The following is a 15,364-nucleotide window of genomic DNA, read 5'->3' on the forward strand; positions in this document are numbered from 1 at the left end:
TCCGCAGGGCTTTTATTGGTCTTGTTCGAAGCTCCGACGACGCCTATCGTGGGAACCGGATGCGCCGATTTTTCGTCGCCCTGCCCTGCGCCGTCCAACGAATAAAAACCCGCCTTAGGCATAAGAAAAATTTGTCAGCCGAGCCTTGTCCATGAATCTGAAGTTTCTCGAGACCTTTGTCTGGGTCGCGCGCCTGAAGAGTTTTCGCCTGACCGCTGACAAGCTGTTCACCACCCAGGCATCGATTTCCAGCCGCATTGCAGTGCTCGAAGGCGAGCTGGGCGTGAAGCTGTTTCTGCGCGATTCACGCGGCGTCAGCCTGACCCCGGAAGGCCTGAAAGTGCTCGACTATGCCGAGCAGATGCTCGACACCATGGCAGCGCTGAAACAATCGATCGAGACCCGTTCGAGCAAGGTCGGGCGGGTGCGTATCGGCGTGATGGACACGGTGATTCATACCTGGCTGAGCCCACTGGTGGCGCAGATGACCGATCTGTATCCACGGGTGGAGATCGAGTTGGTCGCAGATACCGCGCTGAACCTCTGCGATCAGCTGCAAAAAGGTTTTCTCGATCTGGTGTTGCAAACCGATCTGATCCGCCACGAAAGCGTGCGCAGCCTGGAGTTGGCCAGCCATCCGCTGGGCTGGATCGTCGCGAGCAATTCGATCTACAACCGCGACTACGCCGACCTCGCCGAACTGGCGCAGGAGCGGATCATCACCTACTCGAAAAACTCACGGCCGCATCAGGATATCGTCGCGCTGATGCAAGCCAACGGCGTGCTGGCGCCCCGCTTGAATTGTGTAAATTCGGTGTCGGCGATCACCCGGTTATTGCGTGACGGCTTTGGTATCGGCGCGCTGCCGCCGGTGCTGGTGACCGAGGAGCTGGCACGTGGCGAATTGATCTTGCTCGACATCGAGCAGCGACCAGGGGATTTGCCGGTGGTGGTGTCGTGGCGGGTCGGGGTTGAGTGGGTCGAGGAGATTGTGACGTTGTGTCAGCAGGTCTTGGCGGGATATGCGCAAAAGGTGGGCAAGGACTGCATCACCCTCACTGAATGATCAGTGGCGAGGGGATTTATCCCCGCTCGGCTGCGCAGTAGTCGTGATTGCGGCCAACGCGGTCTTTCAGTGCAGGTTTTGGGGCTGCTGCGCAGCCCAACGGGGATAAATCCCCTCGCCACGGAACTCATTCACCACAGAACCCACTCACCTCAGTACCCACTCGCCACAGAATCCCCTGCCATAAAGCCTCTCTTGCCAGCGGATTGAGCAGGTCTTACAAACCGCGCACGTCGCGATCTTCGATCGGTCGGCTCTGGCGCAGGCGGCGGCCGCCGAGGACGACCCAGTCGATCAGGCGGAACAGGCATTCGATGCCGAACGACAGCAGCAACGCGCCGCTCATGCCCCAGATCATCGCCTCTGGCGTCAGCAGGATCTGGTAGCTGTAGCCGTTCCAGGTTTCCTTGCGAATATCCGGATCGGCGGCGAGCACCACTTGCAGGAAGCGCACATACCACGGCCCTTGCATCGCCTGAAATTGTTTATCCAGCGCCACCTGTCGAGTGAGCAAGGTGTTCAGACTGTCGGCATCGCTGCGGAAGATCGGGTCCTCGCTGGCCCGGTAATGCGCGACCAGCGCCTGCATGTCGCCTTTGAAAAACTGATCGGCCGTGCCCTGGAAACCACGCAGGCCGGTCTGCGCTTCGATCAGGTGCGCTTCGACCCGCTGGGCGTAATCGTTGATGAACCCCGGCACCTGAACACCGATCAACAGGCCCGCCGCAAACAACACCAGCCGTAGATAACTGAGCAACATGGGTGCAAATCCTTATTCGGTCTTGCCCTGGCTGACGCATTCGCCGCGTCGCCACAGGCTCCATTGGCCCGGTTCGTAGCGGGTCCAGGTTTCGTTTTCGGTCAGAGGCTCGGTGGCAATCACCGTGACCACGTCGTTGGGCGTGGTTTCGGCCTGGAAGTCGACAATCACATCGACATCCTTGAGCCGCGCCGGGCCGAACGGGGCGCGTCGGGTGATCTGGGCGAGTTTGGTCGAGCAATAACAGAACAGCCAGTCGCCGTCGCTGAGCAGGCAATTGAACACGCCTTTGCTGCGATATTCGGCGCACGCAGCGACCAGATCCGGCAGCAGCACTTTGATATCGACCGGTTCCGGAAACGCAGCACGCACACGGTTGAGCAGGTCGCAGAATGCCGCTTCGCTGTCGGTATCGCCGACCGGGCGGTAGAAGCTTTTGATTGGAATGAAGTCGGCGAGCTGGCCGTTGTGCGCGAAACACCAGTTGCGCCCCCACAATTCGCGGACGAACGGGTGGGTGTTGGACAGGCAGACCTTGCCAACATTGGCCTGGCGGATGTGGCCGATGACCACTTCGCTCTTGATCGGATAGCGCTGCACCAGGTTGGCGACTTCCGACTCGCTGCTCGCTGCCGGATCCTGAAACAGACGCAAGCCGCGCCCTTCATAGAAAGCGATGCCCCAGCCGTCGAGGTGCGGGCCGGTACGACCGCCTCGCTGCATCAGGCCGGTGAAGCTGAACACGATGTCGGTCGGCACGTTGGCACTCATGCCCAGTAATTCACACATGTGCGGACTCTCGGGTTACAGACGCGGCTCGACCCGCATGCGCTGCGGATTGTTCGGCACTGGCGGGCGACCGTAGCGGTCATCACCGGCGCCGCCGAACGGTTGATCATCGTCGCGCTCTTCGGCACGGGCCGCGGCCTTGGCGGCCTCGGCGCGTTCACGCCGGGCTGTCGAGGCACGCTCGATCGGCAGGCGGATCAAGACAAAAACCAGATACACCCCGAAGGCGATCATGCCGTACATGAACAGATCGGAAACCGCGCGCCAGGCGTTGTTGCCGACCTTGAACAGCATGTCCAGGGCGGTGATGGCGATGGCCGGTGCTACTTTGGCCTTCACCGGATCGACGATGGTCGGGCTGAACAGCAACACCGCCATCAGCACACGCAGCGGCTCGCGCAGCCAGCGCCACATCCAGGTGGTCAGGCGCATCCATACCAGCAGGCAGCCCACGGCGGCAAAGGCGTAAAGGCCCCAGGCGATCAGATAGTCGTTCTCGGTCATGGTGTCCATGGCAAGGCAGGCAAATAGGCGCTTATAGTAACGACTTTTCGCCCATGCGGCTTGTCCCAATACCAGACGGCCAGCAGCCGCCCCTGTGGGAGCGAGCCTGCTCGCGAATACGGACTGTCAGTTGCAACAGCGTTGCCTGACACACCGCTTTCGCGAGCAGGCTCACTCCTACAGGGATTGCGGCAGTCTCAAGTGCTGCGAAACCCCTATTTGTATATTTGTCCGAGAGCCTTCCATGCCCGAATCCGCCAATGTCATGACTGCCCCGATTGCCCACCGGGCGCCCGGCGCCGACCCGTATGCCTGGCTGCAGGAGCGCGACACCGAAGCGGTGCTCGACTACCTCAAGGCTGAAAACGCTTATCAGGAAGCGCAAACCGCCGATCAGGCCGAACTGCGCGAAAGCCTGTTCAATGAGATCAAGGGCCGGATTCTCGAGACTGATCTGTCCCTGCCCTCGCCTTGGGGCCCGTATCTGTATTACACGCGCACCACCGCCGGTGACGAATACGCCCGGCACTACCGCTGCCCGCGTCCTGCCGACGACAGCCTGACCCTCGATGAAAGCCGCGAACAATTGCTGCTCGACCCGAATGCGCTGGCCAATGGCGGCTTCTTCTCGCTCGGTGCTTTCAGCATCAGCCCCGATCACCAGCGCCTGGCCTACAGCGTCGATGCTTCGGGCGATGAGGTCTACACGCTGTTCGTCAAAGAGCTGTCCAACGACAGGGTCAGCGAACTGGAATTCGAGGACTGCGACGGCAGCATGACCTGGGCCAACGACAGCCTGACCCTGTTTTTCGGTGTGCTCGACGACACCCATCGCCCGCATAAACTGTTCCGCTATCGCCTCGACGGCACTGCCGCCGAAGAGGTTTTTCACGAGCCGGACGGGCGGTTCTTCCTGCATTGCTACCGCGCCAGCTCCGAACAGCAATTGCTGCTGTCGCTGGGCAGCAAGACCACCAGTGAAGTCTGGGCGCTGGACGCCAATCAGCCACATCTGCCATTCAGCTGCCTGGCGCCACGGGTCGAAGATCACGAATACGACGTCGACCACGGCCTGCTAGATGGCGTCTGGACCTGGTTTATCCGCACCAACCGCGACGGCATCAACTTCGCTCTGTATCAGGCCCCGGACACTGGCGTGCCGCCAAGCGAGGCCGACTGGCAGAACCTGATCCCGCACAACGATGATGTGATGCTCGACGGCGTCAGCCTCAACGCAGAGGCGATGACCTTGAGCCTGCGCGAAGGTGGCCTGCCGATCATTGAGGTTCACCCGCAGGACCAGGCGTCCTATCGCGTGGAGTTGCCCGATGCGGCCTACAGTCTGCATGTGCAAAACAGCCTGGAGTTCGAGAGCGATCGCATTCGCTTGCGCTACGAAGCGTTGAATCGCCCGGCCCAGGTGCGCCAGTTGATCCTCGCCAGCGGCGAGCAAACGGTGCTCAAGGAAACTCCGGTACTCGGCCAATTTGATGCCGACGCCTATGTCAGCCAACGTCTATGGGCCACCGCCCCGGACGGCACGCAGGTGCCGATCAGTCTGGTGATGAAGCGCGAGATGGTCGGTAAACCGGTGCCGCTGTACCTGTATGGTTACGGCGCTTACGGTTCCAGCCTCGATCCGTGGTTTTCCCACGCGCGCCTGAGCCTGCTCGATCGCGGCATGGCCTTCGCCATCGCTCACGTACGCGGTGGTGGTGAGCTGGGCGAAGCCTGGTATCGCGCCGGCAAGCAGGAACACAAACACAACACCTTCAGCGACTTTATCGCCTGCGCCGAGTTTCTGATCCTCAACGGCATCACCTCGGCGGAGAAACTGGCGATCAGCGGCGGCAGCGCCGGTGGTTTGCTGATCGGCGCGGTGCTCAATCAACGCCCGGATCTGTTCGGCGTAGCGATTGCCGAAGTGCCGTTCGTCGACGTGCTCAACACCATGCTCGACCCCGAGCTACCGCTGACCGTCACCGAATACGACGAATGGGGCAACCCGGAAGAACCGGACGTCTATGATCGGATCAAGGCGTACGCGCCGTACGAAAACGTCACCGCGCAGGCATATCCGCCACTGCTGGTGATCGCCGGTTACAACGACAGCCGCGTGCAGTATTGGGAAGCGGCCAAGTGGGTGGCGAAATTGCGCGCGACCAAGACCGATGACAACGTGCTGCTGCTCAAGACCGAACTGGGCGCCGGGCATGGCGGCATGAGCGGGCGCTATCAGGGATTACGTGACGTAGCGCTCGAATATGCATTTGTGTTCAAGGTTTTGGGCCTGGCCTGAGGAACTCCGTCGGTCACTTGGGTCTTAATTCCAGACCCATTGTGGCGAGGGGATTTATCCCCGTTGGGCTGCGAAGCGGCCCCAAAACCTGCAAACTCAGTATTTCTGAAGCACCGAGTTGGCAGGACTTGCGACTGCTGCGCAGCCGAGCGGGGATAAATCCCCTCGCCACAAAAGCCCGTTCCTACGGGATCCGTGTATAGCCTTGAAATGTGAAAACAATAAAGACCGCACCGACATGTCAGAACCGACCTTCCTGAACAACGAAATCCGCGACTGGCTGATGGACTGTGGCCTGTTCGATCAATTACAGCTGGCCGACTTTGCGGCCGCTTCCGGTTACTTCAGCATCAGCACCGTTGCTGAGGGCGAGGCGATTTTTCGCGAGGGCGATGCCGGCAGTTTCATGTGCATCATCCATACCGGCCAGGTCGCCGTGCAGAAAACCGGCGCCGACGGCCAGGTCATCACCATGGCCACCCTGCGCAGCGGCCGTGCCTTCGGTGAAATGGCCGTGCTTGATGGCGAGCGCCGTTCGGCTACCTGCATCGCGGCGAGCAACTGTCAGTTGCTCAACCTGGGCAAGGATTCGCTGGAAAAAATGCTCAACGACGCACCAAAAATCGCCGCAAAGATCATCCGCGCCCTCGCCGTCTCGCTGTCCAAACGCCTGCGCATGGCCGACGGCCAACTCGCCGCGCAACAGGTTTAACCGCCGGGGGATTTGACCTTGTTGCCGTTCGGCTCGATGCCCGGCACCGGTTGATCCTTGCTCGGCGGGCTGGGCATTTCGATCGGTACCAGCGGTGGGCTGCCGCTGCCGGCGCCCGACTTGGGCAGGGTGATCGGGGTGATCTGCGGATACGGCGTCGGCGTCGCGGTGCCGGGCGAACCGGGTTGCGGCGTCGGGCTGACCGGAACGCTCTGCTGGGCCTGCACTGCAGTAATCGCGAGCGCGGCCAGGGTAATGACCGTTAGAATGGTGCGCTTCATCAAGGGCTCCGTTTGGCCTCTAGTCTGTGCTCAGGCTACTCCCAACGCGCCTGCTTGCCTTCCCCCTTGTAGAGATTTCCATGAAACGTTTCGTTCTGCTCGACACCACCCCGATCCCTGAAAACGGCGGTGCCCTGTGCCTGTTCGAGTATGGCGAGGATTTCGTCATCAAGATCCAGGGCGGCGACGGCGGGCAGTTGATGAACACGCGCATGCACGGTTCTGAAGATGCGCTGGCCGAGATTCCCTGCCGCAAGGTCGCCGGCCGGCCGAATTCGCGGGTGTTGATCGGCGGCCTGGGCATGGGTTTCACCCTCGCCTCGGCACTCAAGAACCTGGGCAAGTCCGCCGAAGTGGTAGTGGCTGAGCTGGTGCCCGGCGTGGTCGAGTGGAATCGCGGCCCGCTCGGGGAGAAATCCGGTCGGCCATTGCTCGACCCGCGCACGGTGATCCGTCAGGAAGATGTGGCCAATGTGCTGCAAAGCGAGCCGAACGGTTTCGACGCGATCATGCTCGACGTCGACAACGGCCCCGAAGGCCTGACCCAGAAGGCCAACAGCTGGCTGTACTCCGCCGCTGGTCTGAATGCCTGCGCCAAGGCCCTGCGCCCCAAAGGCGTGCTCGCGGTGTGGTCGGCCAGCGCCGACCGGCAGTTTTCCGACAAATTGAAGAAGGCCGGCTTCAAGGCCGAAGAAGTCCAGGTCTTCGCCCACGGCAACAAGGGCACCCGTCACACGATCTGGATTGCCGAGAAGCTCAAGGGCTGAGCTAAACTCTGCGCATAACCGTCATCAGTCTTTCTGCAAAGGTGAACCCATGAGTTCGTCCACCCCCACCAACACGTCGAAGCTGGACCGCATCCTCGCCGACAACCAGCGCGACAAGGAAATGGGCTACCGCGACAAGGCCCTGAAGATGTACCCGCACGTCTGCGGCCGCTGCGCCCGTGAATTTTCCGGCAAGCGCCTGAGCGAATTGACCGTGCACCACCGCGACCACAACCACGACAACAACCCGCAGGACGGCTCGAACTGGGAGCTGTTGTGCCTGTATTGCCACGACAACGAACACTCGCGTTATACCGATCAGCAGTATTTCGGCGACGGCTCGCTGAGCACACCGAAGATCGCCAAGGCCACGCATAACCCGTTTGCGGCCCTCGCTGGCCTGATGAAAAAAGAAGATTAAAAGCAAAAGATCGCAGCCTTCGGCAGCTCCTACAGGGTGTACGCCATGCAATTGTAGGAGCTGCCGAAGGCTGCGATCTTTTGATCTTATCCCCGTATAATCGCCCTCTTTTTCCCGAAGGCACCCCGCTCGTGGCAGACAAAAGGTACAGCTGCATTGGTTTGTATAACCCAAAATCTCCGGAGAACGTCGGTTCGGTGATGCGCGCCGCAGGCTGTTACGGCGTAGCGTCGGTGTTCTACACCGGCAAGCGTTATGAACGCGCCGCCGATTTCGTCACCGACACCAAACGCGTGCACTACGACATCCCGCTGATCGGCATCGATGATCTGAAAAAGATCCTCCCGCTCAACTGCGTGCCGGTCGCCGTGGAGCTGGTCGAAGGCGCCCGGCCGCTGCCGGAATACACCCACCCCGACCGCGCCCTGTACATCTTCGGCCCCGAAGACGGCTCGCTGGATAAAGAGATTCGCGACTGGTGCGAAGACGTCGTGTACATCCCGACCACCGGCTGCATGAACCTCGCCGCCACGGTCAACGTCGTGCTCTACGACCGCATGGCCAAAGGCCTGAACACCCGCTCCGGGCCGAAATTCCGCTGAAGCGTCGCACATTCGATGGAACAAGCTGACCGCCCTGGCAGTCAGCTTATCTATCAATCGCACCCTGCCTGGAGATAGACCATGAGCGAGCTCAAACGCGTAGAACGCATCGAATCCACCCCGTTCCAGTCGCCTTCGCACAAGAATGTGCATGGCTGGGAGCGCGTCGGCTCGTTGACCGGCGGCGTGCTGATGGTCGGCAAGGGCCTGCGCCGTGGCGGCGTGTTCGGCCTGATTCAAGTGGCGCTCGGCGGCATGGCCGTGGCCCGTGGCATTACCGGGCACTGCTCGGCGAAAAGTCTGCTGGAAAAAGGCCGTCAGGACATGAGCAATGTGCGGGCGAAGATCGAACGCGCTGGGGAAGAGCTGAGCAAGCTGAAGACCAATGCCGAAGTGGCTACTGAAACAGCCACTGTGACCGGCAATGATTCGCTGACCTCGCCGAAAGCCGGCGTCTGAGGCTTTAAAGCAAAAGATCGCAGCCTCCGGCAGCTCCTACACGGAATCACGTTTTCCATTGTAGGAACTGACGAAGGCTGCGATCTTTTGATCTTTACGGGTTCAAAAACCCACCACCACCTCATCAGCCCGCGCGAAAAATCAGATGATCTTCCCAGTCATCTTCCGGCACGCTGCCTTCGGCGAGCATGCGCCCGGACTGGGAAATCCGCTCATGGTGCACCGCATCGCGGTCGCCACACACCAGGTGATGCCATAACGGCAGATCCTTGCCCTCGCTGACCAGCCGATAACCGCAGGTCGGCGGCAGCCATTTGAATTCTTCCGCCTGACCCGGCGTGAGCTGGATGCAGTCAGGGACAAACTTGATCCGGTTCGGATAATCGCTGCACTGGCAGGTTTTAAGATCCAGCAGTTTGCAGGCGATGCGCGTGTAATAGACGCTGTTGTCTTCTTCGTCCTCGAGCTTTTGCAGGCAGCACAGGCCGCAGCCGTCGCACAGCGATTCCCACTCCTCGTGATCGAGCTGATCGAGGGTTTTGCGTTTCCAGAACGGTTCGACTATGGCGGCCATGGCTCAAGCATCAACATCAAGGTGGTGAAAAGGCCGCCAGTCTAGTGCCAGCGAGCGCAAGGGCCAAGCGCTGGCGACTGTCGGTAAATCCGCTTGTCAGCGCCAGCGCCGCCCACTGAGCAACCTGGTGACTACCCTTTGAAACCAATGTGGGAGCGAGCCTGCTCGCGAAAGCGCTGTGTCAGGCACGCTGTTGTCGACTGACACGCCCTCTTCGCGAGCGGGCTCGCTCCCACGATGATCGGCGCTGGATCAATAACCGCGGGTGAAATCCACTTCCCCACGCAACGCCTCACCCGCCTCGTACGCCTTCAGGTTCTGCACAAACAAATCCACCATCAGCGCCGGCGAGGTCGGTGCCGAGCTGTGCCCGGTCAGGAGCAAGCCCCACGCGGTCCAGAATGGATGGCGTTGCGGCAATGGTTCCTGACGGCAGACGTCGATCACCGCGCCGGCCAGATGCCCTTCCTTCAAAGCTTCAACCAGATCGGCATCGACCACCGCGACACCGCGTCCAGCGTTGATGAACAGTCCGGTCGGTTTGAATTGCTTGAACAGCGCCGCGTCGTAGATATCGTGGGTGTGTTCGGTGTTCGGCAGCAGATTGACCACGTAATCCACCTCCCCCACCAATCGCGGAAGATCGGCCAGCGCGGCGACTTCGACAAACGGCGCCTGTTCGCGGGCGCTGCTGGCGATGCCATAAAGCTCGACGCCGAACGGCAGGAGAAACTGCGCAACGCTCTGGCCGATGTCACCGGTGCCGACGATCAGCACCTTGCGCCCGACCAGACTCTGGCCGCTGCGGTTGTCCCACTTGCGCTCGACCTGGCTGACCAGCCGCGCCAGCACTTCGCGTTCGTGGCCGAGGATGTAGGTCAGCACGTATTCGGCCATGACCTGACCGAAAATCCCCACGGCGCGGGTCAGGCGATAATCGCGGCGCAAGCCGTCGGCCAGCAGCGGCGTAATGCCGGCCCAGGTCGATTGCAGCCATTGCGGTTGATGGCCCTGGCGCAGCAGGGTCGCGAGCAGATCCGGCTGGCCCAGCCACACCGGGCAATCGGCGGCCTGCCGCGCCAGTTCGGCGGAGTCGCCGCTGGTCAGGACTTCGAGTTCGGGCAGTGCCTGACGCAGCAGGCGGGCGTATATCGCGTGGTCGTGTTCAGCAATCAGAACGCGCATCTTCAAACCTTTCGCAAACCGTGCAGACAGCCGCCGGGTTTGGGCCGGCCATCGCGGTAAAAACAGTTCCAGGGTTAACCGAGGCCCAGGACAGGGCCTCGCGGGTCAGACCGGGTCGTTGCGTCGCAGCAACTCTTCGGGCAAGTGCTCGATGTACTCGTCCTCGGCCGGTGGCATCTGCAGGTGATAGCCCTGCTTGTCGAGGTTTTCCAGAACCACGGTGATGTCTTCGCTGGCCAGCTTGCGCTCGGGCGACAGCACCAGATCGAAGGAATGCTTCGCTTTGCCGAAAGCCGTCATCAGCGCATCCGGCACGCGCTCGAGCGCATCGCTCTTGAGCACGTAGAGATACATGCCACTGCGCTTGGAGCTTTGGTAGATGGAGCAAATACGTTTCAAGGCTGTTCTCCGGCGGTGGCCAGGCTGTCGAGCAGCTTCTGGCCGAGCAATTCGCGGCGCCAGCCACGCAGCGAATCGGGCAATTGGTAAGGACCCTCGGGGAAGCCGCTTTTGACCAGGGCTTCGAGGGTTTTCTTGCGCAGCATCAGTTCCGGGGCAATACCCAGGCGTTCGGCCTCGGCCTGACCCAGCGCGCGCAGTTGTTTGATCAACGCAGCGGCTTCGATGGGCAACGGCTCGGGCACTGCCGGCGGCCATTGATCCGGCCCCACACTGCCAGAGCGCTTGATCAGATCAAGCAGAAACTGGCCGTCCTGACGTACGGTACGCGGGTGCATGTCTTCGATCTTGCCCAGCGCCGCGAGGTTATCCGGCTGCGTGCGGGCCAGGGGCCAGAGCGAGTGTTCCCGGACGATGCGGTTGCGCGGCAGGTCGCGGGCGCGGGCTTCTTTTTCGCGCCAGGCGCACAGCTCACGCAGCACGGCGAGTTGCGCACGGGACAGCTTCCAAGCCAGTTTCGCCTCGCGATAGACCTCGTACGGATCGGTCTCGCGGCGCAGGTTGGCGACCAGTTCGGCGCCATCCTCCAGCACCCAGGCGAATTTGTCGTCGGACAGCCTTGGCCGCAACTCGACGAACACCTCGGCCAGATGTACCGCGTCTTCGGCGGCGTAGCTGATCTGGGTTTCCGACAGCGGGCGCTGCAACCAGTCGGAGCGGGTTTCGCCCTTGGGCAGGTCGATGCCGAGCACTTCCTGCACCAGACGCGAATAGCCCATCGAGAAGCCGAGGTTCAGGTAAGCGGCGGCCAGTTGCGTGTCGAACAGCGGCGCCGGCAGGCTGCCGGTCAGGCGCAACAGCACTTCGAGGTCTTCGCTGCAGGCGTGCAGGACTTTCAGCACCGCCGGGTTTTCCAGCAACGCAGCCAGCGGTTGCCAGGCGTTGATGGTCAGCGGATCGATCAGGTAGGCGCGTTTGCCGTCGCCGATCTGCAACAGGCCGGCAATCGGGTAGAAGGTGTCGACCCGCATGAATTCGGTGTCGAGGGCAACGAACGGCAGCTGCTGCCACTCGGCGCAAAACTGCGCGAGGCTTTCGTTGTCGCGAATCCAGTGAATATCGATAGCCACACGGCTCTCCCTTGAAGAATGGCGCGCAGTATATATCGCCACCGACGATTTACGCGCCTTTGAAGGGCAAGAGCTGTAAGGAAATGTCTTGCCTGTCAGCAAGAATAGTCTGACAGCAGAAACAGAAAGGCCCGTCGCATTGGCCCGACGGGCAGGAAACGCTTCACTGCTTGGCCAGCACGCCGTCGATCACCGCGCCGCGACAACCGGCAAACATGTCCAGCGCCGGCTGATACACGCTGCTGCGCACTTCCAGCAGGCCGAGCATCGAGTGGAACAGATTGTCCTGGCTCAGCGGTTTGTCCCGGCTCAGTTGCAGGCAATGGGTGTCGACCGAATAGGCCTTCTGATAGCTGTCGGAGAACCACGCCAGCATCGCTACATGCTTCTGTTGCTCGGGCGCCAGCATGTACGGCGTGCCGTGCAGAAACAGGTTGTACTCGCCCAACGACTCGCCGTGGTCCGACAGATAGAGCATGGCGGTGTCGACTTTGTCCTGATTGCTGCGCAGCACATCAATCAGGCTCGCCAGCACATGGTCGGTGTAGACCAAGGTGTTGTCGTAACCGTTGACGATACTTTCGCGGCTGCAATTGTTCAGCGCGTTACTTTCACAGACCGGAGTGAAGTGTTCGTACTCCTTGGGATAACGCTTGAAGTAGTCCGGGCCATGACTGCCCATCTGATGCAGAACCAGCACGGTGTCCTTGTCCAGATGATCGATGAAACTTTGCAGGCCTTGCAGGAGAATTTCATCGCGACATTCGCTGTTGGCGCACAGCGCCGGGTCCTGCAACTTGCTGACATCCTGCACCGTGACGCGGTCGCAAGTGCCTTTGCAGCCGGACTGGTTATCGCGCCAGATCACATCGATGCCGGCACGCTTGAGCACATCGAGCAAGCCTTCTTCATTCTTGGCCTTGCTGGCGTTGTAATCCTTGCGGCCCATGTTGGAGAACATGCACGGTACCGAGACTGCGGTTTCCGTGCCGCAGGAATGCACGTCAGTAAAAGCGATCAGGCCAGCCTCCTTGTCCAGTTGCGGGGTGGTGTCGCGGTCATAACCGAGAATGCCGAAGTTCTGCGCCCGCGCACTCTCCCCCACCACCAGCACCGTGAGGGATTTGCGTGGCTGTAGCTGCAGGTCGGGATTGCGCTGGGCATCTTCGCCGATCTTGATGAACGGCTGCTGCGCCGAGACCACTTGCTCTTGCAGATAGCCAATGGATGCGCCGATGTAATTGCTCGGCACCAACATCAGGCGAATTTCGTGGTGATTGCGAAACAGTGACGACAAGCCTTGGTAGTTGGCCAGTGCGACAACACCGATCACCGCCGCCGAGGCAACACTGACAATAACTTTGCTGAACAACTCACGATGCCAGCGGCGATAATTGACCGGTACTTTCCACAACACCAAACACGGCAAAATACCCAGCAAGAGAATATAAGCAAACAACTTCAACGAGAGCAGATCGCGCACTTCCGTGACGTTGGTTTCGGCAAAGTTGCGCAACATGCCCGCATCAATCATCACGCCATATTGGCTCATGAAATAAGCCACGCCGGCGCTGACTAAAAACAACAGGGTCAACAGTGGTTTAAGCAGCGGCCGGAACGCGAATAACGTCAGGACTATGTTGAACGCGGCAAAGATCATCATGCCGAACGCCACGCGCATGGCGATGCCCTTGCCATCGGCGGCGGTGATCTCGAACAGATGTTGCCAAAGCACCAGATTGAAACCGAGCAACAAAAAGGCGCTGGCAAACAACGTCACCCATTCCGGGCGCACGGCTTTTAACTTCAACATGATGAGTGACTGTTCCTGAAAGAAGAGCCTCGTCAAGTGTGAAAATTTCATTCACCGAGGCATGCCAAACTTTAGGCAGCCATGGATCAATTTTTCGTGAAAAAGATGCTAATGATTAGTTGCCTTGGAGTACGAACGTGAAACTTTGCGAGTATTTGAGAATGGTTCAGGGTTTATTCAGTTTCAGGCACTTCGCAATGTCCTCTGTGGGAGCGAGCCTGCTCGCGAAAGCGCAGTGTCAATAACTGTTTGTCTGGAGTGACGCATTCGCGAGCAGGCTCGCTCCCAGATCGGGACAGGGTGTTATCGAGTTTTTAGGTCTGGCCCGGGGTTTTCTGATTTGCCGATGCGCGCATCGCGACGCCTAATCATCAGCCCCTGCATTCGAAGGCCCGCTGATGAATCACACCCGCCCCGCCGCTTGGCTGATGCTCGCGATCATCCTTGTCGCACTTAATCTGCGCCCATCAATGGCAGCCATCGGGCCGCTGCTGTCGGCGATCCATGGCGATATACCGTTGAGCTTCACGCTTGCCTCTCTGCTGACGGTGCTGCCGGTGATGGCCATGGGGCTGGCTATGTTCTTCGGCCTGGGCATCAGCCGGCGCCTGGGCGAACAACGCACGGTGCTGCTGTCGCTGTTGGTCATCGGACTGGCGAGCCTGTCACGGCTGTTTATCGATTCGGCGGCCGAGCTGATCGTCAGCGCGATACTGGCCGGCGTTGGCATAGCCCTGATTCAGGCATTGATGCCGGCGCTGATCAAATCGCGCTTTGCTGACAACGTGGCGTTGTGCATGGGCATCTACGTGACTTCGATCATGGGCGGCGCCGCGATTGCCGCATCTTTCGCGCCGCTGGTGATGGTGCAGACCGGCAGTTGGCGCGTCGGGCTGGCCATCTGGGCGGCGTTGGCATTGGTCGCGTTGCTGGTCTGGTGCTTGCAGCCAGCGCAAGCCATATCAAGGGGGACCCGGCGGGAGTCTTTCATCACCCGCCCGCGCGCCTGGTTGCTGGCGATGTTCTTTGGCCTCGGTACGGCGTCCTACACCTGCGTCCTCGCCTGGCTCGCCCCGTACTACATGGAAAAGGGCTGGAGTGAACAGAACGCCGGGCTGCTGTTGGGTTTTCTTACAGCGATGGAGGTCATTTCCGGCCTGGCAGTGCCTGCGATCGCCAATCGCAGCCGTGATCGACGCGGGATAGTGGCGGTTCTGCTGTTGCTGATCATCGGCGGTTTCTGCGGGCTGATACTCGTCCCGCAGTATTTGGCCCTGCTGTGGCCCTGTCTGTTGGGGCTGGGGATTGGCGGTCTGTTTCCGATGAGCCTGATCGTCGCGCTGGATCACTGCGACGAGCCGCAGCGTGCCGGTGGCCTCACTGCGTTTGTGCAGGGGATCGGTTATCTGATCGCAGGACTGTCGCCGCTGTTGGCAGGGATGATTCGCGATCGGCTGGGCAATTTCGAAGGCGCGTGGTGGGCGTTGACGGCGGTGATGTTGATCATGCTGCTGATGGTGACGCGCTTCGACCCTCGCCACTATGCGCGCTACTTGCCTCGCCCGAGCTAGAGGCCTCTGGCCATCTTTTGCGCACGAGATTG

General features: G+C 60.5%; 17 protein-coding genes. 8 read left to right on the top strand and 9 right to left on the bottom strand.

Annotated features, from left to right (window positions below; all coding sequences use genetic code 11):
* The first annotated feature begins 151 nt into the window (after window positions 1–151).
* Complete coding sequence (locus AC0IXA_RS07300; protein ID WP_471812374.1) at window positions 152–1,066, top strand: LysR family transcriptional regulator; 915 nt, start codon at window positions 152–154, stop codon at window positions 1,064–1,066.
* Window positions 1,067–1,283: 217 nt separating this feature from the next.
* On the opposite strand, the gene AC0IXA_RS07305 is transcribed toward AC0IXA_RS07300, so the two are convergent.
* Genes AC0IXA_RS07305 through AC0IXA_RS07315 form a run of 3 tightly spaced genes read right to left on the bottom strand, consistent with a single transcriptional unit; the run spans window position 1,284 to window position 3,128 of the window.
* Window positions 1,284–1,826, bottom strand: coding sequence for a DUF2937 family protein (locus AC0IXA_RS07305; RefSeq protein WP_016771223.1), 543 nt, complete (start codon window positions 1,824–1,826; stop codon window positions 1,284–1,286).
* Between the two features lie 12 nt (window positions 1,827–1,838).
* Complete coding sequence (locus tag AC0IXA_RS07310) at window positions 1,839–2,615, bottom strand: class II glutamine amidotransferase (protein ID WP_471812376.1); 777 nt, start codon at window positions 2,613–2,615, stop codon at window positions 1,839–1,841.
* 15 nt (window positions 2,616–2,630) lie between these two features.
* Window positions 2,631–3,128 (bottom strand): hypothetical protein, encoded by a 498-nt coding sequence (locus AC0IXA_RS07315; RefSeq protein ID WP_016771225.1) that lies wholly within the window; start codon window positions 3,126–3,128, stop codon window positions 2,631–2,633.
* Between the two features lie 235 nt (window positions 3,129–3,363).
* On the opposite strand from AC0IXA_RS07315, the gene AC0IXA_RS07320 reads away from it, so the two are divergent.
* The gene (locus AC0IXA_RS07320) at window positions 3,364–5,418 is read left to right on the top strand and encodes a S9 family peptidase (RefSeq protein WP_471812378.1); all 2,055 of its coding nucleotides are present in this window, start codon (window positions 3,364–3,366) and stop codon (window positions 5,416–5,418) included.
* Between the two features lie 238 nt (window positions 5,419–5,656).
* A complete protein-coding gene (locus AC0IXA_RS07325) occupies window positions 5,657–6,130 on the top strand; it encodes a cyclic nucleotide-binding domain-containing protein (protein ID WP_016771227.1) in 474 nt (157 codons plus the stop codon).
* Here AC0IXA_RS07325 and AC0IXA_RS07330 read toward each other — a convergent pair.
* Entirely contained in the window at window positions 6,127–6,411 is a 285-nt protein-coding gene (locus AC0IXA_RS07330; RefSeq protein WP_016771228.1) for a hypothetical protein, read from the bottom strand. The genes AC0IXA_RS07325 and AC0IXA_RS07330 overlap by 4 nt on opposite strands.
* A gap of 80 nt (window positions 6,412–6,491) precedes the next feature.
* Between AC0IXA_RS07330 and AC0IXA_RS07335 the strand changes: the two genes are divergently transcribed.
* The 4 genes from AC0IXA_RS07335 (at window position 6,492) to AC0IXA_RS07350 (ending at window position 8,660) form a co-directional block, all read left to right on the top strand.
* Window positions 6,492–7,178 (top strand): spermidine synthase, encoded by a 687-nt coding sequence (locus AC0IXA_RS07335; protein ID WP_471812381.1) that lies wholly within the window; start codon window positions 6,492–6,494, stop codon window positions 7,176–7,178.
* Window positions 7,179–7,227: 49 nt separating this feature from the next.
* Entirely contained in the window at window positions 7,228–7,599 is a 372-nt protein-coding gene (locus AC0IXA_RS07340; RefSeq protein WP_003222612.1) for a YajD family HNH nuclease, read from the top strand.
* A 131-nt stretch (window positions 7,600–7,730) separates the two neighbouring features.
* The gene (locus tag AC0IXA_RS07345) at window positions 7,731–8,201 is read left to right on the top strand and encodes an RNA methyltransferase (RefSeq protein ID WP_007911337.1); all 471 of its coding nucleotides are present in this window, start codon (window positions 7,731–7,733) and stop codon (window positions 8,199–8,201) included.
* Window positions 8,202–8,282: 81 nt separating this feature from the next.
* Window positions 8,283–8,660 (top strand): YgaP family membrane protein, encoded by a 378-nt coding sequence (locus tag AC0IXA_RS07350; RefSeq protein ID WP_110645006.1) that lies wholly within the window; start codon window positions 8,283–8,285, stop codon window positions 8,658–8,660.
* 124 nt (window positions 8,661–8,784) lie between these two features.
* Here the strand turns inward: AC0IXA_RS07350 and AC0IXA_RS07355 are convergent, their stop codons facing one another.
* The 5 genes from AC0IXA_RS07355 to AC0IXA_RS07375 form a co-directional block, all read right to left on the bottom strand.
* A complete protein-coding gene (locus tag AC0IXA_RS07355) occupies window positions 8,785–9,234 on the bottom strand; it encodes a YcgN family cysteine cluster protein (protein WP_016771232.1) in 450 nt (149 codons plus the stop codon).
* A gap of 252 nt (window positions 9,235–9,486) precedes the next feature.
* Window positions 9,487–10,419 (bottom strand): D-2-hydroxyacid dehydrogenase, encoded by a 933-nt coding sequence (locus tag AC0IXA_RS07360; protein ID WP_341638729.1) that lies wholly within the window; start codon window positions 10,417–10,419, stop codon window positions 9,487–9,489.
* A 105-nt stretch (window positions 10,420–10,524) separates the two neighbouring features.
* Window positions 10,525–10,818: a YcgL domain-containing protein gene (locus tag AC0IXA_RS07365; RefSeq protein ID WP_016771234.1), complete on the bottom strand. Its 294-nt coding sequence runs from the start codon at window positions 10,816–10,818 to the stop codon at window positions 10,525–10,527.
* Window positions 10,815–11,948 carry a ribonuclease D gene (gene rnd / locus AC0IXA_RS07370; protein ID WP_125925306.1) on the bottom strand — a complete coding sequence of 378 codons (1,134 nt, stop codon included), beginning with the start codon at window positions 11,946–11,948 and terminating at the stop codon, window positions 10,815–10,817. Before rnd ends, AC0IXA_RS07365 begins: the two co-directional genes overlap by 4 nt.
* 163 nt (window positions 11,949–12,111) lie before the next feature.
* Window positions 12,112–13,761 (bottom strand): phosphoethanolamine transferase, encoded by a 1,650-nt coding sequence (locus AC0IXA_RS07375; RefSeq protein ID WP_471812386.1) that lies wholly within the window; start codon window positions 13,759–13,761, stop codon window positions 12,112–12,114.
* A 398-nt stretch (window positions 13,762–14,159) separates the two neighbouring features.
* On the opposite strand from AC0IXA_RS07375, the gene AC0IXA_RS07380 reads away from it, so the two are divergent.
* Entirely contained in the window at window positions 14,160–15,332 is a 1,173-nt protein-coding gene (locus tag AC0IXA_RS07380) for a cyanate transporter (RefSeq protein WP_471812388.1), read from the top strand.
* Window positions 15,333–15,364 lie beyond the last annotated feature (32 nt).

The sequence above is a fragment of the Pseudomonas sp. AC083 genome, assembly GCF_979253165.1.